Below are 19,315 nucleotides of genomic sequence, written 5' to 3' on the forward strand. Positions count from 1 at the left end.
TAATTCAAAAAGCTGTAAATGTGAGTGATGCAAATCACACGTCATTTTTTTAACTATTCATATTCAACAAGTTTTTTTTGCATGTTGTTTTGTCGTTCGCTGTTGAGCGTTATCTGCGACCAGAAATACTGAAAACTTTACTTTCCAGGCTGTTCTCATTTTGTATTGGTGAATGAGTACACCCCATTTTGTGAGAGTCGGATCACTTCGCGGGTCACTATTTGTGATTCACATCACTAAAAGTGTAAAGCAAAGTGTACAAATCAGTGTTGTTTCAGAGTTTGCTATTTGCTTCAGTGAGTTAGATCGCATTTTTGGCCAGATGCCTACAGGCGTTGTTTTCTGGAGCATGGGGATATTCAGGAGTGTGAAAGATAATGAGTAAGTACGATGAATAATACCGGATTTATTGGGATGAAGGCGTTTTCTATTTATTCCGAAAGCGTGCTATTCGCGCTTATTTCATCTTATTTACATCTGGACTTCGCCCAAGATACTGGGGTAATTTACAGGGGTTTTATTAGCGCGATGCGAAGGTGCGCCAACACCTGCGCATCGCTAATCACAGTAACTATTAAAGGGAATAGTCACCATGACTGATACGCATTGTATTGCAGTTTCATTTGATCCAGAAGTGCACGCCGCAGATAACCGTTACCTGAAAGTGGGTTATGCGAGCCGTTATCCTGATTACAGCCGTTTGCCGGTGAAGTACGTCCAGTTTCCATCCATAGTGATGAAGGGCCTGTGGCTGAAAGCCGCCGGATTCGACACCGGCACCAGCGTCGATGTACGCGTAATGCAAGGCTGCATCGTGCTCACCGCCCGCGCCGCCGAACCCGAAGAGTCAGAACTGATGAAATCCCTGCGCGCCGTGGAAAAGCTCTCCGCGCGCAAGCAAAAGCAGGTACTGGAGTTTATCGGGGTGATTGCGGGGAAAGGGTCGAAGGGGTGAGAGTGTGATTGTCATTGAGGCGCCTGCGGGCGCCTTTATTGAGCTTTCAGCACAGCATATTTTTCAGTTCTTCTGGGGTATACGGCGGCATGCGCCGGTGCAACATAGCATGACAATTTGGACACACGGGGATCAGGTCATTGATGGGATCAAGGCGGTAGTCTTCTTTAATTACCGATAGAGGGACCAGGTGATGAACATGGATAAACCCTTCGGCAATCTTACCGTAGACCTTTGACATATCGATGCCACACACTTTGCACTGATAGCCGTGGTGGCGAAGCGCTGCCTGTCGGGCATTGCGGTCGCGCTCATAGCGATTCACAGTCACCAGAGTCGCTGCCCCTTCTATATATTCAGTTTGCGCCTCAAGTTCTTCAGGGAAGATCGTGTCGCTCACCGCAGCAGCACGATTTTTATCCTGAACAATATGAAAACCTTGCTCAGTCAATAATCTGACGCATTTCGAACTGATACCGCCGGAGAAATCCTGCGGGGTAAACGCTTTGCCCGTCAAAAGCGTCGCCGCAATTCCAGCAATAGCTTTTGATGGATAGCGACGCCCCTGAAATTCCAGCTCATAAAGCCGCGCCTCTTTGAAACGATGCGAGAAGCCCGAGTCATAGGCGTGAATGGCCTTGATGATGTACTCGCGCGGCAGCGTGTCAGGTAGTTCATTCATGGGTCAGGTTCCTTAACTAAAGGCTTTCTGAAATAACGGCATTCGATAAAGTGACGTCGATAGTGTATCGGCCTCACTCCTCTTGATCAGGTGATATTTTGCGAGCATCATCGCAATTATTTACCTGATAATGAAATCAATGAGTTCCAGTAAAACCCTGCAACAGGCAATTGCCGACATCACCATCTGGCGTAAAGGCGAGCAGCGCGCGCCGCACAAGCCCCTGCTGCTGCTTCATGTGCTGGCGGGTTATCAGCAGGGTCACGGTCGCCTGTTTGACTACGGTACGGAAGTTCGCGACCCGTTGCATAGCCTGCTGGAACGATTTGGACCACAGCGTGCGCAGTACCGCCCGGATATGCCCTTCTGGCGCTTACAGGGAGATGGATTCTGGGAGCTACAAAACGCCGAGCATTGTTCAACATCCGGCAGCAGCAAACAGCCCCCTGCCGGCGAACTGGTGACGCATAACGTTGCCGGTGGCTTTGATGAACAACATTTTGCCTTGCTGAAAAAGAGCAAGAATCTCATTAATGCCCTGGCCCAGCAAATCCTCGAGGCGCACTTCACCGAAAGCATTCAGGAAGAGATCGCGGATGAACTGGGATTTGATATCCTGCAAATCCGCAAACAGCGGGACCCGTTGTTCCGCCAGCAGGTTCTGCGTGCCTATAATTATGAGTGCGCCATTTGTGGCTTCAATATGCGCCACGACAGCACCTCTGTCGCCCTGGAAGCTGCCCATATCAAATGGAAACAGCACGGCGGCCCGTGCGAGATTTCAAACGGCCTGGCGCTGTGCGCAATCCACCATAAAGCCTTTGATAAAGGTTCGATTGGGCTGGATGAGAGTATGCGGGTACGGGTGTCACCCGCAGTGAATGGCAGCGGCATGGTGGGCAGACTGTTCTGGGATTTCGACGGTAAATCGATAGCGCTGCCGATGATGCGCGAGAATTATCCAAAAGATGGGTTTGTGGAGTGGCACAGGAAAGAGGTATTTAGAGGGTGAGTGCGAAGGCCGCACCGCGATTTCAACCTCAACAATATGAAATCAATGGATTTTTAAAAATGCGAAGTTACTTTGTATACTCACATGTATACTCAGTACCATTTCTTAAGAAATCAATTCATTCAATACTACTCATCATCGTCTTCCACTGGTTCCAGCACATCAAGCGCAACTCGCACCATAGCGATAGAACCAATACGGATAAAAGCGTCTTCACCATCCTCGTCGGTTATCATAAAACGATCCGTGGTTTCAGGCTCACAATCCAGCGTGTCAAAAAAAGCATTCAACTGTCCGATATCATCCGTCTCTTCGTTTTGCGGCGCATCTGGCTCAACACTCAGTGGAATCACTGGTCCGCCGTTTACCAGCGTGATATGGACATTAAAATAATCGTCTTCGTAGGCATCATCCTCTTCGTCAACGATTGGCCGCAGACCATCAGAAAGGAACTGATGAAATACCACTTCACGCATATTTAACGCATAACGATACTCGGAAGAATCAAAAACGAAGAAGCGTTCTATGTTTGGGGTGTTTTTTTCCTGAAAATAATAATAAAACCTCCGCTTATCCGCTGCTGAAATGGGCAACAGCAAATAGTCCTGCTGCCCCTGTAGCCAAATTTTTACGGTCCAGAGACCGCTATCCATTTCAATGCCGCTTGTGGCTATAGCCTCAAGATCTTCATCAGTTTTACGACGCTTTTTGCGGAAGTCGTTTATCAACCGATCACTTTCCGGGAACACTACGTTTAGAGGCTTATCCAGAGCATTGCATATTGCCTGTGCGAGACCCAGCTTTGCAGCAACCTTCCCGGTTTCGATACGCTGAATTTGTTGCTGGCTGGTGCCGACCATAAACGCCAGCTCGCGCTGGGTGATAGATAGCAGGGTACGGAGTTGTTTGATGTTGTTCTGTAACATGGCATCCATCCTTCAGAAGGAGTAGAAAGTGCCATTAAAACACAAAATCGAGTATAAACACATAACCGTGTTTATACTCACTAATCAACACTCATGGACTAAAAGAAAATCTTTTCATCGTTCTTCTTTGGTATGCCAGAGATCCACGATATAGATGTCATTATCGCGAAGTTCGTAGTGAACCTCGTAATCATCGAATAATACTTTTCGGACCTCACGAGGTTCATACCGAGTCTGCTGTACGCCAATAGCCGGATGCGCTGTAAGACCAGCACAGCTAGTAATCAGGCGATCCAAAACGTCATCGGCGTGCAGGCGGCTGTACTGAAGGGCAAAACGATAGATACGTTCCAGGTCATCCTGAGCTTTAAGCGTCCAGTAAATTTCCATTTATCAGGATTTCTTTAAGCGATTAGCAAAATCCACCATGTCCGTGTGGCTCATTACACGACCGGCATCCACATCCGCAAGACCGGCTTGGATGCTCTGGTGACGCCGTTCTCTTTCGGCCAGCATACTGGTCAACGCTTCCTTAATAATCCAGCTTTTAGAACGATCTAACTCAATTGCCAGATTCTCAACAGCAGCGGCCAATTCAATCGGTATCTGTGCGCTGATGGTTTGTTTAGTAAGCGAACCCATAGGGATTACCTCGTTTAATAACATTTAATAACTCCTATTAATATTAGCATAGAGGTGCCTATAAAAACATCACATCTCATTTCGCAGGTAACATCCCCGGAAAGTGCTTCGCCACGATATCATTCATCTTATCCACCAGATCCAGTCGCTTGAATGTGATATGCCCACTGCCCTTCTGAAAGTAGCGAATAGTGAACAACTCATCTTCGAAAATTTGCTGATGCGGATTATCGCGCACAAAATCCATAAACCGGATGGAGACATCATGTCGGTTATCGGGAATGGTTTTACCATCCAGCAGGTAGAGCATTCGCTCCAAATCGGCTAATTGGTCGCGCCGCCAGCCCCAGTTCAGACTGAAGCCCCATCTGTCATGCTTCACCAGATTGTTGACGATAATCTTCTTACCGAAGTAACAGGGATTATTGGTTTTGTAGTCCCAGCTTAACCCTTTAAATACATTGATAATCCCACGTTCGAAAACATCCTGTTTATTGTGGTGGAGTTGTTCAAAGGTACTTAGGATGTTGGCTTCACTGATGGCCGGAAGATCGCCCTCTTCGAGGTTTCTAGCCCACTGGCTGCGGGCTTCGGCATCCATCAGAGTCAACATCCCGGACTTCAGCATGAGATCGCGCCAGATACTGCGATCGATATTTCGGGTGATCACCGGCATGGCTTTGTCGGTTGGTTGCATCAGCCAGCAGTCAAAGGAATGTCCCTGTCGCATCGCCCAATGCTCCGCCACATCACCACCGATGCTGGAAGTTAGCCGTGAGATATCATCAAGCTTATGGATCAGGATTTCTATCAGGCTCAGCGCAGCATCACGCCCTGTGACGATGCGTTCTATACTGGTTGAGCAAATTAGCTCATTATGATCGGTTAAAACTTCAGCTTCTGTTTGCATGATATTTTGTCCGTAAAAAGCAAACACGCCCGCCGGGAGTGGCAGGCGCATTATGCAATGAGTAAATAAGGAAGACAGATCGGGAATTTAATTCGAGAAGGAGGCTCGCAAGATTCAGCGTGTCGAAAGATTATGGCCTTGTCGTAACAACCCCATTGCCTGTCGCGCCCGCAAGATGTCTACAGCCCGCAGATAAGGCGATTGTTCCTGCCAGCTAAATCCCCTGCGATCGATACGAATCAGTTCGTACTTTTCCACCAGAAAGTTAACGGCATCAGCCAGTGTGATACCGGCGTTAATATGTTCCTGAATGACTGTTTCATCGCAGAATGGCGTGTCGCTCAGGGTCAGGCCATAGTGCTGCGCAAGTAGACGGGTAAGTAACATCTGCCAGACGGCCACAGGCGACGGGCATGGCTTCGCCACCCGCTGATTTATTGCAGGAGAGGTGTTCATGATGTTGTTCTCGTAGAAGTGGAAGTTAAAATCGGTCAGCGTTGAGTGGGGTAAATGGTGATGTAAACGTAGCCACAGGAGCCGAGCGTATCGGCTTCACAGGTAATCTCTTCGCATACAGCGTGACGCAGCGCTGGTGTCGGGGATTAAGTTTTCCACTTGTGAGCATGAGTTCCATTTGCTTCACCAGCAAAAGGAACGGCCTGATTGAGATGGTGTAAATCTGCTTTGCTGAACTGACCAATTATGCTGGCCCGATCGGCGAGGTAATGCAGGCGGTTGCCTTCCTGCACCAGACGGGCCCCGAAATGTGGTGTGATGTCGCATTTCAGTCCCCATCGCAGCATATCCACTACTTCGTTGGCTGTGCCTTCTTTCATATTTGTGTTCCTTTTACTGACGGTTAATTGAAGCTAATGCAGCGCAGGATGATATGAGGTCCCTGACGGTCCTGTCGGCGCTCAGCAAAAACAGCCAGCACACCGCGAATATCCTGCACTTCCCGACCGTAGTAATGGCAGACGCTGCCGGACCAGCGATATTTGCCAGTACAGAAGCGAGACAACCGGGATTCAGAATGCTGGCGGTATATCGCCATTGCCTGACGTTTGCTTATGATTTTCATCAATATTCTCCTACAGCCAGCCTCTTTCCGCGAACGACAACGCATCACCATCACCGATGATGAAATGATCCAGCACCCGGATATCCACCAGAGTCAGTGCATTCACTATCCGGGAAGTAATCGTTCGGTCTGCTTTACTGGCATCCGTTATTCCCGATGGATGGTTATGAGCGAGGATCACCGCTGCCGCGTTGTGGCGTAGTGCAGATTTCACAATTTCACGGGGATGGACTTCGGTGTGGTTAATCGTGCCAAGGAATAGCGTTTCATGTTCCAGCAGACGATGCTGGTTATCGAGATAGAGCACGACAAAAACCTCACGTTCCTGCCGTCCCAGATGCAGTTGCAGCCAGCTTTTCGTACAACTCGTGTCAAGGAACTGCTCGCCAGGCTGGCGCTGGTATTTCTCCAGCAGTCGCATAGCGCGACGGATAATACGTTGCTCATTCGCTGGAAAAGCCGGAGGTAATATCAGTTCAGACATGGAAAATCCTTAAAATAAAAAGCCCCATAGCAACAAGCTACAGGGCTATAAACGAGATGAGTTGTGGTTCATGAGGCGAGTTGCAGCATATTCTCTGCCATCACCCACAGCGCACGATTTAGCTTTACATCGCCATCGATCCCCTTAATAGCGCGGGTATGTGTGCGTCCTCCTTTCGCATTGCGCCCGTACAGACCACCTTTAATCAGGTTTTCCTGAATGCGCTGATAGGTTGTCCAGAGGTCACCGGACTCATCCTGCCAGCGACGGGGACCCAGTAGCTGAGATTCCGTCACCGGCTGATGCTCTTCGCCAAAACGATACGTCAGCGCGGCTTTTGCCAGCGCCGCCTGTGCTGGTGGAGGTAGCATGAGTGATTGCATGGCATCGCGCTTTTCTTCCACGCGGTCAAATATCCCCAGCACTTCGTAAGCCCCTTCAATGACCTTCTCTACTACGTTGCCTTTATGCGGGACACGCACCTCCCCGAACGACTCGCCGCAAATCAACCCATTTTGGCAAACAGATCTGAATAAACCCGGCAGCATTTGATATGAACTGGAGCCGTCATGGCTGTTAAGCAGGATGATTTCTGGCACTTGTTTGCCAGTAATCTGGCCTTCGCGACGTAGGCGCAACATGTGCTTTGTATGCTCACGTTTGCTTTCATCGCGAACGCGAGTCTGGCAGGCAAAGAACGGGCGAAATCCCTCATGCTGGAGATTATCCAGCAGGGTAATGGTCGGTATGTAGGTGTAACGTTCACTTCTGGACTCGTGCTTGTCTTCACTGAAGACGCTGGGCACATAGTGCGCCAGTTCCTCGCGGGTTAACGGGCGATCACGGCGCACATGATTGGTCGCACCAAAACGGCTGGCTAAACGGGTCATAGGCGACTCCTTTAACAAATGGGCATAAAAAAGCCACCCCGAAGGATGGCCTGGATTGAAAGGCTGGATTATTAAGGTGAAACAGAAGGGTGTATCTGCGATGCAGTCTTTTCTGAATCTGGTATCGGCAATGCAGATAGTTCGGCAGGACTAAGCTTTCCCGCGCGGTAAAGTTGCAGTTTCACCAGAATCGGCGCTTTTTGCGACTGAAGGTAATTCAGGCACCATTCCCGCTTCAGGACGATCCTGACCGGGGCAGGCAAAAGCTCATATGCTTTGCTGAAAACAACTTCAACAAAAGCATCATCACTAAGTTTATCCTCGGCAATATTCAGCAAGCCATTGATGACAATATTCTCCAGTAACAGTCTGTATTTGTCAGCGCCACTTACCGGAGGTTTAGCCGTGCTTTCCGGTAAACGTTCAGAAGATATATCTTGGTTTTCGGCAGATGCTTTCCTGCGTGGGAAATTCAGCTTTTCTGTAAGGCTGCGAAGTTTTCCTGTGCTATTTTCAGACATCGTATTTTTATCCTGTGACCTCCGCTTCTTGCCATCAGGCAAGTACGGCGAGTTTTTTTATCGCTTTTATCAGGCTAAAGGTGGTCAAACCTGCCCCCAGAGCCCTGACCGTGACCGAATGGCTTCGCATCAACGTAATCCCCGTTACGCACAGGACAAGTTGCCACGTACAATCAGGCCATGGGAGCATGTTCGTAACCACTTCGCTTTGACTATGCACGGAACACACCTCTACTTATAGCCATTAGGAAGCCATTGGCCCTGTTTGCGAATATCCGTAATAATGCCTCCCTCTTTGACAGAAATGGTACGCCAGCCGGGTTCTTTGCTGGATGCATTCCCATAGGTGTACCCGACAGTCATTGTCAGGTTTTCGCCTGAAGTTGTGGTGAGATCAGCCTCATACTTAGCTTCGGTATTTTGTTTGCGAATAAAACGCACGGTGTTGATTGCAGAACAGCGAATACTGCTTTTCGCATATTCAAAGGAATTGTTAGCCATTTGGCATCCGTCGTTTTTAATTTCATCCGTCAGGTTTGCAGAAGCATTAAAGTTCTTAGGTGCAGGGGCAAATTTAGCCATGTCGTTTCGCATAGTCGGTGGATCTGTCTGAAGCACAAGATAAACAGGACAATCTGATTTGCCTACTTCACACGCTTTTGCCACGTAATCACGTACTGGCCATCCAGCATTACCGAAATATTCCGCACCACTTTCATCTTTGCATTGTGACCAGGTAGCTTTTTTCCCCATCATAATGCCGTCTACCAGCACACAGGTGACGGCTTTTACAGGCTCACCATCCCACCGGACTGCATCAAAGGGCTGAATGCCTGTATGGTTCACGTCAAGCGTGTAGGCCTGTGGATTCCTGGCTAGTCGATCATTCGCCTGTTTTAGTTGGCTACTGCCTTCTTGGGTCAGGAAAAATGTATAACGTTCGGGATGTATATCTCCGTGAATTGTCAATGCAGAAGATATAGATGGAATAAGCAGAGCGACTGAACTGAGCGATAAAACAATTAATTTATGCATTATATTTCCCTTTGATTAATTAGTGATTAATACAGTCCTGCCATGAGGTATCAGCCAGCGCTTCATTCAGCCCTTTAGCACTGAATTTTTTAGAGATAGCTGAATTCATAGAGGTTATTTTTATTACGTCTTTTTCACCCGCAGATTTGAGTGCAGCAAAGGCTGTTTCATCCAGAGAATGATTTGTACCGTTAACGCTGATACCCGGTTCTGCAAGTCCTGTCAGGGAAGAAACGCGATAGTCTTCTGCGGGAACGCTATAAACAACAGCTAACTTTCCGCTTGTACAGGTCAGTGTGAGCACTTCACCTGAGTTGTTTTGGGTATTGATTTCAAACTCCATTGCACTGATGTTACCGAACCAGTTCCCCCATTGCTGGTCCTGGATAACGGCGTGTGCAGTGGTACTGAATAAAGCAGCGCTGAAAAGCAAGGTAGAGGTAGTCTTCAACATAGTTGTTCCTTACCGAGTGTTTTATAAAAGAAAAATGGCCTTCAGTTGTACAAAAGGCCATCTGATCGTATGCATTTGTGAGGGGGTGGGATAATCGTTAATACAGATCAGTTTCAAGAAATTGATCGTTAATACCTATGACCAAAACGATCAATCAATCAATATTGATAGTTTATATCTATTAAGATTACGAGTATCGATCGGTGTGACAGATCGGTGAGTTAGAACCACTTCGGGGCTTTGTTGAATAAATCAGAGTCAGCCGACAGGATGGCTACCGCTGGCACACCTGTTATGCGATCCGGACGCTGTCCGGCATACCCAACAACGTCATTCTGTTCAGCGCTTTGACCATTGCCATCGCTTCACCCACCTGCGCGTCATAGCCCCGCAGGCTCAGATGCCCGCCCAGCAAGGTTTTGATACGGAACATCGCCGTTTCCGCCACTGAACGACGGTGATAGCCCACTTTCTTTTTCCAGACCTCATTGCTGCCGCTCAGATGCTGATTCGCCACCGCGTGGTTACGCTCATGGTACTTATCAGGCCAGTATTGCGCACCGCTTCGCGGCGGGATAAGCGGCCTGATTTTTTTCCTCAGCAACGTATCATGACAGTAGCGAGTATCATAAGCGCCGTCAGCCGAGGCTACCCTGATTTTCCGCTGGGTCTGGCTCATCAGCCCCGGCAGAGCCTGCGCATCCGTCGTTCCGCTGAGCGATAAATCGGCACAGATAATCTCATGCGTCGCACTGTCTGCGGCAAGATGAAGCTTGCGCCATACCCTGCGTCTGTCAGCCCCGTGCAGCCTGACTTTCCATTCGCCTTCGCCGAAGACTTTCAGGCCTGTACTGTCGATGACGAGGTGCGAAATTTCACCACGGGTTGGCGTTTTTATGCTGATACTGACGCTTTTTGCCCGTTTGCTGACCAGAGAGTAGTCCGGACTGCGCAACGGCAGAAACATCATATTAAAAATGGAGTCAACGAAGCCCTGTAGTGCCCGGAGCGGCAGGTTGAACACGCGCTTCATCATCAGGACCGTGGTAATAGCCATATCGGTGTAGTGAAGCGGTCGGCCACGACCTTCAGGCTGTGCACTCTCAGTCCATGCAGCAATGGCAGACTCATCAAGCCAGAGCGTCAGCGAACCGCGCTGCCTGAGCGCCTTGTTGTAGGCTGACCAGTTGGTGATTTTAAACTTTTGCTTTGCCATGGGGATCCGATGCTGAGACGACTGTAGTGATCAGATCCGCCAATCTCCTGAAAGTTCGATTTATTCAACAAAGCCCCACTTCGGTGGAGATATGACGTATTGATTCATTCTGATGATATAGAATTGAAAAAATCTGGGGTTCAATTTTCTAATCCTTTGTGGCTAAAGTTAGTGGTGAATATCAGACCAATATATTAATGAAATAAATTAATCTGGCATGAAAATAAAAATATTCACCACTTTTCTTTTAGTCAGAAAAAAGGCCAGCCATTGCTACTTAAATCTAGAGGAGTATCGCTATCCTTTTCTGATGATAGTTCTGAGTTTCTGGTTTTGATGTTCTTCATTATCTCATGTGCTTTCTCTCTCATGAGCTCTTTATCAGTTTTAGCTATTTCTTTTTCAGTATTATCAGTAGAATCGGATGGAGTGTCATTGCCGTCAAGTTCTCTTTTCGTTAACTTTAAGATTTTGTTCTTATTTTTCTTTTTTGCTTTACGAAAGGATGTTAATTCCCAGGCTTTTTTAAATCTGGGTATAAATTTTTTATCATAATAGTACATGGAAATGTAAATGCAACGTAGTGCCAGATATTTCTCAGTCGTTGTTGATGGTCTAAAGAGGCTGAGGAAATGAGGTTGATGAATATATCCTTCAATGCTCGATTTATATATTTCATCAAGAACTGCTTGTGAAACCTGTCCTGTCTCGTCAGTCTTACTCTTTTCAATTAATTTTTCTTGTGCTCTTTTTATCGAACCATTGATATAATTTATTTTATCTTTGGAGATATAGTCCCATGCCCAGTTTATTTTTCCCTTGTCACTTTTCTTCAACGGCAATATATCTGCTAACTGAGAATGTCTGTCCCACGCATCCCTTATACTTAACATAATGGATAACTTAGATGAAAGATCCATTGGTGATCTATCAAAGAAATCCTCTATACACTCAATGCGCTCACGGTGACTTACTGGATGTTCAATTCTAATAAAACGACGATAAGGTGTTCTGGTATAAATAGAAAATGAGTCATTCCCACCAACGTTTGCCAAAGAACTATTTTTTTTACTAAAAACCCTGATATATGCCCATGCAAAATAACAGGCATCATTGCTACGTTTAAACCAACCAAACTCTTTTATTGGTAATAATGCTTCTTTCGCCTTTTTAAATCTATAGGCGTATGAGAATAACTCGTCTGAATTCTTATAAAGAATCCGAAAAGCCTCGTTTATTGCCAGCGCTGCTAAATTACAGTCTTCACCATATATGTGATTCAGGTGGTATGTTTTCATTTCCTTTGTTTGCCGGTAATTTTCAATAGCAACATCGTTTCCTACCATCCATAAAAACAATCTTACATCACGTTTTGTTTTTATATCTATCCACATTTTTCCATTCAAGATTAGCTATCCTTTTACATTCAACTTTATATGATCTTAAAAGGATACTTCACAGTGAAAATCATAGCAATATTCATAGTTAAAAACATAGTGTAAAACGTAGGTGTAAAACCTCATGTAGAGCTTGTTATAAGGCATTTTTCACATGAAAAATGACACTTTCATTGACGTGAAATCATAAGCAAAAAACCACACGCTATGCAAACCCGCCAGCAGAGGAATCCCGGAGGTTGTCAGGGCATGCTTTATATAGAGACTTAAAGCCTTAACAAAGCACTGAGTGGATGGATAGTAAAGGCGTACATATACGATCTATGACATGAAAGGATGCCGCCCGGTGTCCTCCTGATACATTCCCGGAGTCCTCTCATGAGTACGATTGATATTCACAGCGACCAGATGGTTGATATGGCATTTATTGTTCGTTTTACTGGTATGACTGACAAATGGTTTTATAAATTGATTCAGGAAGGAAAGTTTCCAAAGCCAATTAAAATGGGACGCAGTTCTCGCTGGCTGGAAAGTGAAGTAGTTCTGTGGTTTAAAGATAAAATTAACGAATCCCGCATTGAGTAAATTTACTCTTTTATCCTGAAATAATAATCACTAACTTTATACATACCTTTTAGTCTGTCAGGGCTTACTCTTCTTGGGTGAATGTCTTATTTAAATTAAGGTTCTTATTTTATTGGTGTTATCATTATTCACCCATCATTCATATCACCAGTAAAGTAACAGGAAGATTCCAGTGTGTATAAGTACGCTTTAATCCTTAAAGCCACAATACATATCGATGTATTGTGGCTATATTACGAATGTGAAAAAGATGAGTAAAACAGAGGATATCTTCCAGAACTGTGCTGAGATTCATAACGAAAACAATTCAATAATAATGTCCGTAACAGACAACAGCATTAATATTGAAAAACTCCATCACACTTATGCGTTACTGAAAAAGATAATACGTAAAAAAACCTTCCCCTTTAGCATCTTGCTTAATAAATCAGGATACAAGCAAACCAGTCGAACTAATGAGGTTCTGGAGGTTATGCATCTGCTTGACCAGATACCTGATATGTTCCTGCAGTTTCGTAAACTTCATCCACTAATCACCCGTTTCCAGCAAGTACGTAAGCGGTATGATTTTTATTGCAGAATTTACAATGGTGCAATGATTAATTCAGATTCAACTAATACCGCTATCATGCTGAATAAGCTGGTCAGTGAATATCGTGACGAGGTGAGTAAATCTGACTTTAAACAAGACCTCAGAAAATACCAACGAAATTCAATGAAGAATCTGAAAGGCGTGACGAATTATATTCAGCATCTCTTTAACCAACATGCAAGGCTGCTGGTAATACGTCTGGACCTAGCCTGGGGGAAAACGCATTCGAGCAGCATTACTCCTGAGATAGCGAAACAACATCGTCAACAACTACTGCGTAACATGAAACGAAACCGGATATTCAGGCACGTTCTGGGCACGGTATGGAAACTGGAATACGGGCCTGACAGAGGCTTCCATTACCATACCTTATTCTTCCTTGATGGCAATAAATCCCGCAGTGGGATCAATATCTGCGAGCAGTTTGGAGAGTATTGGGTTTCGGCTATTACAGAAGGGAAAGGCACGTACTTCAACTGTAATGCCAGACCTGAACGTTATGAGAAACCTGGCGTCGGGATGGTTAAGTATGACGACATCCTGAAGCAAGAAGGGCTAAAGCGTGCTGTGGAGTATCTGACCAAAATAGATACCTTTGCGCGCCTGGCGTTACCTGGCAACGTGAGAACCTTTGGGCGGAGCGAAATTAAAACATGCTCTCCGAAGGGCAAACGTGGCAGGAAACGCACTCAGCCATCGTAACCCCCTTCAAATCAAAATATTCTGCACTACCGCATGACGCCTGTGTTTCTCGCAGGCATTTTTCATTCATCCCGGAGTTAATTATGTATAAACCTGTCTATGCGCCTTTTGCCGTTACGTATCATGGCGAATGGGTCGAACCGGAAACAGCGGCACAAGAAGATTACGATATCCTGTTCTGCGAATTCTGTAGACTGAAAATCAGCGTTGTTATTGACGAACTTACCGGTGTAAAAAGCTTTGTTCATACGCCACTATGTCTGGAAACTGCAAAGCTTCTTGCAACCTGCCCCTACAGCAAACCAGTAAGCAAGTTCGCAGTAGGGCAGAAAACAGAGTTCGGCCCTTTACAACCAGCAAAATTCCGTCAACTTCCCTGTAAAACGACGAAACAAAACTGGCTCTGCTGCTGGTGCCATATCTGTTGGAATGGTGAAAAGATATGTCCGCAATGTGGTGAATGGATTTATGCACTTGAAGATAATCATTAAAAAATGGTCATTTTTAAACAGCAAATGCTCAAAAGGGCGTTACGAACCATGGAATAACGCCCCGGCTATGTTAACGTGCCCGCTGTTTTATCGGCTCAAAAAACATATCCCATAGATGCTCAGCCATACCTTCGTTAGTGAGCAAGGTCTCCCTTGAGTAGCCAGCACTATAGACTCCCATTGATGGGCGGAAACCGAGGATCTGACCGTTGTTGTCAATGGTTAAGATTTCATTGTAGGCATTTCCAATTACGCCATCCTGGCTATAACCGATATCGCCCATACCCATATTGCGCCCGCTATTACGCCAGATTGCGCATTGACCGACTTTGCTCCCGCCCATGTAGACCGCACAAGTGAAGGCGTCTGCATCACGCTGGTGAAAATCGACCTCTAACCCGGCATGGCGTTTTTTGAGTTCAGTCAGCGATCCTTCAAAGTAACGGGCGACATATTCAAAACCATCACGGCAGGCACGATCCTTATCAAGGTCGGTAAAACACTTTGGCAGCGAAAGATTGCTGGAGCGTGGTGTAAAAACGTTATCCGTTGCCTGAAGCATTGGGTTTACTGACGCAGGAGAGGAAACATAAGCACTCTGCTGTGGTTTCTTCGCTTCCATATTAGCAATGGCGCGGGAGACTGCGTTGACGACCTGAACGTAGCCTTCATCATGGCTGGCAAACTTGGTTATGGGTTTACCATCAACGGTCGCCGCCATAATGCTGCCGAACGGTAGCTGATGCCAGGCACATTCTCTTAAGATCACCGGAATGACCACCGCCTCGCCCCGTTTATGCCGTTCCAGAGCGTTGGTCATTTCTACCTGATAGCAATAATCAGAAGCGATGAAATCACTGCTAATTAACAACAGGATGATATCTGCCTGCGAAAAGTAGTGGTCTATTTGGTTCTCGAACTCTTGCCCTGGAACGATGCGGCGATCGTGCCATGTGCTGATCTTGCCCATGCGCTTCAGGGGGGAAAGATGCTTCTCAAGCTCATTGCGTAGGGCTTCATCTGCATGGGAGTATGAAAAAACGAGAGTGGTCATAAAGGTGAAATGCTCCTGAACCGTTACTGTATTTAGGGCTATTCTGTGCTCACGGTATAAAAAAATCACGCTATTGACTGTGATTATTAGATGCTTGATCTCTTTAAAGTTGTAACGGTAGCCAATTCATAGCCCCCATATGCCATCAGTCTCACTTCATCAGCCAAATTAGTGTGATATTCTTTCAAGAAATGCTGTTGTATCCATGACATAAGGCGATGATTGATGGAGCAGTCTCTCAATTTTGAAATGTTGCGCAGCCAGTGGCCGGAACTGGCAGAACTCGCGTGTATGGCGGAATGCTATGTTCACTCCGATCCGGAAAGCTGTCTGGTCAAGCTGCGCAACTACACCGAATTGATGGTGCGTTGGTTATACCGTCAGGAACGGCTGCCTGAAGGCATCAAAGCAAATCTGTATGATTTAATGAACGCAGATGTCTTCACCAGCATGATGCCGGAAGCCATCATCATGAAAATGGATGCACTGCGTATACACGGTAACCGCGCCGCGCACGGCGGACGTATCAAAGCTAAAGATACTTACTGGCTGTTAAAGGAAGCGTATTTACTGGGAGTTTGGCTGTATGTTCGTTACGCCCACGGTAATGTTGATAACTGCCCCAAATTTTCTCTTCCTCCGTTAACACAATCTTCAGGTCGTGCAGATGAAAAACGTCTGGAAGATGCAATCAGGGCTCAAGATGAAAGCCGTGAGCGCGAACTGGCGTTACAACGCGCACTACAGCAGGAGCTGGAAAAGGCCGAACACCTCACTCAGCGCCTGAACGAAGCCAGGGCGCGTAACCAGCATGTTGCCGATATCCTCTCTATTGATGAAGCGGAAACCCGCCGCCGTCTGATTGATTCTCGCCTGCTTGCTGCTGACTGGAATGTAGGTGAAGAACTTAAGAATACCGATCAGGTTACGCAGGAACACCCGGTTAAAGAACAACCTACTACAACTGGCGACGGTTATGCGGATTATGTCTTGTGGGATGAGGCGCACAAACCGCTGGCGGTAGTGGAAGCAAAAAAAACCAGCGTCAACGCCGAGCAGGGGAGAATTCAGGCCCGGTTGTATGCGGACTGGCTGGAGAAAGAATATGGTCAGCGTCCGGTCATTTTCTACACCAACGGCTACGATATCTGGCTGTGGGACGACCATAAAACTCATGGTTATCCTCCGCGTCGAGTATTCGGCTTCTACAGCAAGGAAAGCCTGCAATATCTTATTCAGCAGCGTGAAACCCGTCTGCCGCTGAACAGTGTGCCGCATGTTAAAGATAACGAAGGTAAGGCCGTTGCCGGACGTTTGTATCAGCTTGAAACCATTGCCCGCGTCAGCGAACGGTTTACCAATAAATATCGTCAGTCATTAATCGTTCAGGCCACTGGCACTGGTAAAACCCGTGTAGCGATTGCACTGAGCAAACTGATGATTGATACCCGTTGGGTAAAACGCGTTCTGTTCCTTTGCGACCGTAAAGAGCTGCGCAAACAGGCGGCGAATGCTTTCAATCAATTCACCAATGAGCCGCTGTATGTGGTCGGGAAATCGAAAAAAGCAGATAGGCAAAACGCTAGGATCTACATTGCCACTTATCCCGGCATGATGAAAATCATGGACCATTTTGATGTCGGTTATTTCGATCTGATCATCGCCGATGAATCCCATCGTTCTATCTACAACGTATACGGCGATCTGTTTAAGTATTTTGATGCCCTCCAGATTGGCCTAACGGCCACGCCAATCGACATGGTGAGCAAAACCACTTTCGGCCTGTTTGGTTGTGAAGGACGTATACCTACCGCCAACTACAGCCTAGAAGATGCCATCGCCGATAACAATCTGGTTCCCTATGAGGTTGTCACACACACCACTGAATTCCTGCGCGAAGGTATCAAACGGGAGAAATTAAGCGACGCACAAATCCGTGAGCTGGAAGAACAGGGTATCGATCCCAATACGCTGGAATTTGATGGCAAGGCGCTGGATGAGGCAATTTACAACAAAGACACCAACCGCTATATCCTGCGTAACCTGATGGAAAATGGCCTGAAAGATCGGGACGGCCAACTCCCCGGTAAAACCATCATTTTTGCCCGTAACCACAAACACGCGCTGTTGCTAAATGAGTTGTTCGACGACATGTACCCGCAGTTTGCCGGACGCTTCTGCCAGGTCATCGACAACTACGATCCCCGCGCCGAGCAACTGATTGACGATTTTAAAGGGCTGGATGAAAGCACCAACAAAGAGCTGACCATCGCTATCTCTGTAGATATGCTCGACACTGGTATTGATGTCCCGGAGATTGTGAATCTGGTCTTTGCCAAACCAGTCAAATCGAAAGTGAAGTTCTGGCAGATGATTGGCCGTGGCACGCGCCTCTGTTCGGGACTCTACGGCTACGATGAAAACGGCAAACCGCTGGATAAACAGAAATTCCGCATCTTCGATCACTGGGGCAACTTTGAGTATCACGAGCTGCATACCGAAGAGGCCGAAGTCACAGCGACAAAATCGCTGGCGCAAAAACGCTTCGAAGCGTGGGTTATGCTGGGGGCCGCTGCGCAGCGTAAGTTCGACAAACAGGCGGTGGATTTAGTCGCTCACCAACTCCGCGAGCAAATCAACGCGCTGGATGAAAAGTCGATTGCTGTGCAGGAAAAGTGGCAGCAAAAAGCGCAGTACAGCGATGAAAAAGTGCTGCGCCAGCTTTCCCCGAAAACACAGCAGGATCTGCTATCTGTCCTGGCCCCTCTGATGCAGTGGCTGGACGTTCGCGGGCAAAGCGATGCCATGCGCTTTGATATGGATATTCTGGCGGCGCAAACTGCCCGTTATACCAACCCGGAAGAACTGGATGTGCTCTGGCCGGTCATCATCGAGAAAGTGGAACGTCTGCCGCCGCATCTGACTCAGGTGCAGCAACAGGGACAACGGATTAATCAACTTCGTGATTTAGGCTGGTGGAAGCAAGCCAGCCTGGAAGAGCTGGAGGATATCCGCATTCATCTGCGCGGTATAATGCACCTGATGGAGAAAGATGCGACGCCAAAATTTGGTTCGATACAGGTGGATATTACCGAAGATGCGAACCTGATCCAGACGGAGACCCGCAAAACCAACATCCGCTCAATTGATTTCAAACTGTATCGTCAGCAGGTTCAGGGAGCGCTGGAGCCGCTGTTCCAGCAAAATCCGGTGCTGAAGAAAATCCGCAATGGCGAGCCGGTGACGCAAAGCGAGCTGGATGAACTGGCTAAGCTGGTGCTGATCCAGAACCCTAACGTTGATATCCGGGCGCTGAAAGAGTTCTACCCGCAAGCGACCGCCAGCCTGGATAAACTTTTGCGTACCATTATCGGGATGGACAGCGATGCGGTTGAAGTGCGCTTTGCCCAGTTCGCCGCTGACAACAGCCTGACCAGCCAGCAACTGCGCTTCCTGTCATTGCTGAAAAACCACATCCGCGATTACGGCACCATTGAAATGCGACAGCTCTTTGAACAGCCGTTTACGCATATCCACAACGAAGGCGTTACTGGCGTATTCCCGGATCTAGAGCAGATCGCCCGCTTGCAGAAGATAGTTGAAGAGTTAGGTGTTGTGACCGACGCAGCGACGGTATAATACGTGCATGACAAGCCCCGACAACGGGGCTTTTGTATTTATAACAG

General features: G+C 47.1%; 21 protein-coding genes and 1 pseudogene. 6 read left to right on the forward strand and 16 right to left on the reverse strand.

Annotated features, from left to right (window positions below):
• Positions 1 to 592: 592 nt before the first annotated feature.
• Complete coding sequence (gene symE, locus FHD02_RS11695; protein WP_220393892.1) at positions 593 to 955, forward strand: endoribonuclease SymE; 363 nt, start codon at positions 593 to 595, stop codon at positions 953 to 955.
• Positions 956 to 1,001: 46 nt separating this feature from the next.
• Here symE and FHD02_RS11700 read toward each other — a convergent pair whose 3' ends face one another.
• Entirely contained in the window at positions 1,002 to 1,637 is a 636-nt protein-coding gene (locus tag FHD02_RS11700) for an HNH endonuclease (RefSeq protein WP_079225577.1), read from the reverse strand.
• 139 nt (positions 1,638 to 1,776) lie between these two features.
• Between FHD02_RS11700 and FHD02_RS11705 the strand changes: the two genes are divergently transcribed.
• On the forward strand, positions 1,777 to 2,649 hold the full coding sequence (locus FHD02_RS11705) for a phosphorothioated DNA-binding restriction endonuclease (protein ID WP_220393893.1): 873 nt from the start codon (positions 1,777 to 1,779) through the stop codon (positions 2,647 to 2,649).
• A 128-nt stretch (positions 2,650 to 2,777) separates the two neighbouring features.
• Here FHD02_RS11705 and FHD02_RS11710 read toward each other — a convergent pair whose 3' ends face one another.
• From FHD02_RS11710 to FHD02_RS11775, 14 genes and pseudogenes are all read right to left on the reverse strand, one after another.
• Positions 2,778 to 3,575 (reverse strand): helix-turn-helix transcriptional regulator, encoded by a 798-nt coding sequence (locus FHD02_RS11710; RefSeq protein WP_219989955.1) that lies wholly within the window; start codon positions 3,573 to 3,575, stop codon positions 2,778 to 2,780.
• A 114-nt stretch (positions 3,576 to 3,689) separates the two neighbouring features.
• Positions 3,690 to 3,965, reverse strand: coding sequence for a type II toxin-antitoxin system RelE/ParE family toxin (locus FHD02_RS11715; protein ID WP_063929073.1), 276 nt, complete (start codon positions 3,963 to 3,965; stop codon positions 3,690 to 3,692).
• A gap of 3 nt (positions 3,966 to 3,968) precedes the next feature.
• Positions 3,969 to 4,217: a CopG family ribbon-helix-helix protein gene (locus tag FHD02_RS11720; RefSeq protein ID WP_063929075.1), complete on the reverse strand. Its 249-nt coding sequence runs from the start codon at positions 4,215 to 4,217 to the stop codon at positions 3,969 to 3,971.
• 76 nt (positions 4,218 to 4,293) lie between these two features.
• Positions 4,294 to 5,127, reverse strand: a complete 834-nt coding sequence (locus tag FHD02_RS11725; RefSeq protein WP_063929077.1) for a DUF4942 domain-containing protein — start codon at positions 5,125 to 5,127, stop codon at positions 4,294 to 4,296.
• Positions 5,128 to 5,241: 114 nt separating this feature from the next.
• Positions 5,242 to 5,583, reverse strand: a complete 342-nt coding sequence (locus tag FHD02_RS11730) for a TA system toxin CbtA family protein (RefSeq protein WP_126814560.1) — start codon at positions 5,581 to 5,583, stop codon at positions 5,242 to 5,244.
• A gap of 35 nt (positions 5,584 to 5,618) precedes the next feature.
• A pseudogene (locus tag FHD02_RS11735) lies at positions 5,619 to 5,963 on the reverse strand (type IV toxin-antitoxin system YeeU family antitoxin).
• 23 nt (positions 5,964 to 5,986) lie between these two features.
• Positions 5,987 to 6,208: a DUF987 family protein gene (locus FHD02_RS11740; RefSeq protein WP_063929081.1), complete on the reverse strand. Its 222-nt coding sequence runs from the start codon at positions 6,206 to 6,208 to the stop codon at positions 5,987 to 5,989.
• A 10-nt stretch (positions 6,209 to 6,218) separates the two neighbouring features.
• Positions 6,219 to 6,692, reverse strand: coding sequence for a DNA repair protein RadC (gene radC / locus FHD02_RS11745; RefSeq protein ID WP_063929083.1), 474 nt, complete (start codon positions 6,690 to 6,692; stop codon positions 6,219 to 6,221).
• A 68-nt stretch (positions 6,693 to 6,760) separates the two neighbouring features.
• Positions 6,761 to 7,582, reverse strand: a complete 822-nt coding sequence (locus FHD02_RS11750) for a DUF932 domain-containing protein (RefSeq protein WP_063929084.1) — start codon at positions 7,580 to 7,582, stop codon at positions 6,761 to 6,763.
• A gap of 71 nt (positions 7,583 to 7,653) precedes the next feature.
• Complete coding sequence (locus FHD02_RS11755; RefSeq protein ID WP_063929086.1) at positions 7,654 to 8,103, reverse strand: hypothetical protein; 450 nt, start codon at positions 8,101 to 8,103, stop codon at positions 7,654 to 7,656.
• 231 nt (positions 8,104 to 8,334) lie between these two features.
• Complete coding sequence (locus FHD02_RS11760) at positions 8,335 to 9,138, reverse strand: hypothetical protein (RefSeq protein WP_085381269.1); 804 nt, start codon at positions 9,136 to 9,138, stop codon at positions 8,335 to 8,337.
• 19 nt (positions 9,139 to 9,157) lie between these two features.
• The gene (locus tag FHD02_RS11765; RefSeq protein WP_197385323.1) at positions 9,158 to 9,592 is read right to left on the reverse strand and encodes a hypothetical protein; all 435 of its coding nucleotides are present in this window, start codon (positions 9,590 to 9,592) and stop codon (positions 9,158 to 9,160) included.
• Between the two features lie 292 nt (positions 9,593 to 9,884).
• Positions 9,885 to 10,808: an IS5 family transposase gene (locus FHD02_RS11770; RefSeq protein ID WP_197385324.1), complete on the reverse strand. Its 924-nt coding sequence runs from the start codon at positions 10,806 to 10,808 to the stop codon at positions 9,885 to 9,887.
• A gap of 251 nt (positions 10,809 to 11,059) precedes the next feature.
• Positions 11,060 to 12,214, reverse strand: a complete 1,155-nt coding sequence (locus FHD02_RS11775) for a hypothetical protein (RefSeq protein WP_243456998.1) — start codon at positions 12,212 to 12,214, stop codon at positions 11,060 to 11,062.
• A 369-nt stretch (positions 12,215 to 12,583) separates the two neighbouring features.
• On the opposite strand from FHD02_RS11775, the gene FHD02_RS11780 reads away from it, so the two are divergent.
• The 3 genes from FHD02_RS11780 (at position 12,584) to FHD02_RS11790 (ending at position 14,575) form a co-directional block, all read left to right on the forward strand.
• Complete coding sequence (locus tag FHD02_RS11780) at positions 12,584 to 12,790, forward strand: AlpA family transcriptional regulator (protein WP_063929094.1); 207 nt, start codon at positions 12,584 to 12,586, stop codon at positions 12,788 to 12,790.
• A 250-nt stretch (positions 12,791 to 13,040) separates the two neighbouring features.
• Entirely contained in the window at positions 13,041 to 14,084 is a 1,044-nt protein-coding gene (locus FHD02_RS11785) for an inovirus-type Gp2 protein (protein ID WP_234673761.1), read from the forward strand.
• An 83-nt stretch (positions 14,085 to 14,167) separates the two neighbouring features.
• Positions 14,168 to 14,575 (forward strand): putative zinc ribbon protein, encoded by a 408-nt coding sequence (locus tag FHD02_RS11790; RefSeq protein ID WP_074171981.1) that lies wholly within the window; start codon positions 14,168 to 14,170, stop codon positions 14,573 to 14,575.
• Positions 14,576 to 14,645: 70 nt separating this feature from the next.
• Here the strand turns inward: FHD02_RS11790 and FHD02_RS11795 are convergent, their stop codons facing one another.
• The gene (locus tag FHD02_RS11795; RefSeq protein ID WP_197385326.1) at positions 14,646 to 15,629 is read right to left on the reverse strand and encodes a toll/interleukin-1 receptor domain-containing protein; all 984 of its coding nucleotides are present in this window, start codon (positions 15,627 to 15,629) and stop codon (positions 14,646 to 14,648) included.
• A gap of 225 nt (positions 15,630 to 15,854) precedes the next feature.
• On the opposite strand from FHD02_RS11795, the gene FHD02_RS11800 reads away from it, so the two are divergent.
• Complete coding sequence (locus tag FHD02_RS11800) at positions 15,855 to 19,268, forward strand: DEAD/DEAH box helicase family protein (RefSeq protein WP_197385327.1); 3,414 nt, start codon at positions 15,855 to 15,857, stop codon at positions 19,266 to 19,268.
• Positions 19,269 to 19,315: the final 47 nt, after the last annotated feature.

Source organism: Citrobacter sp. EC_71, assembly GCF_019584005.1.
In the GTDB taxonomy this organism is placed as follows: Bacteria; Pseudomonadota; Gammaproteobacteria; order Enterobacterales; family Enterobacteriaceae; genus Citrobacter; species Citrobacter werkmanii.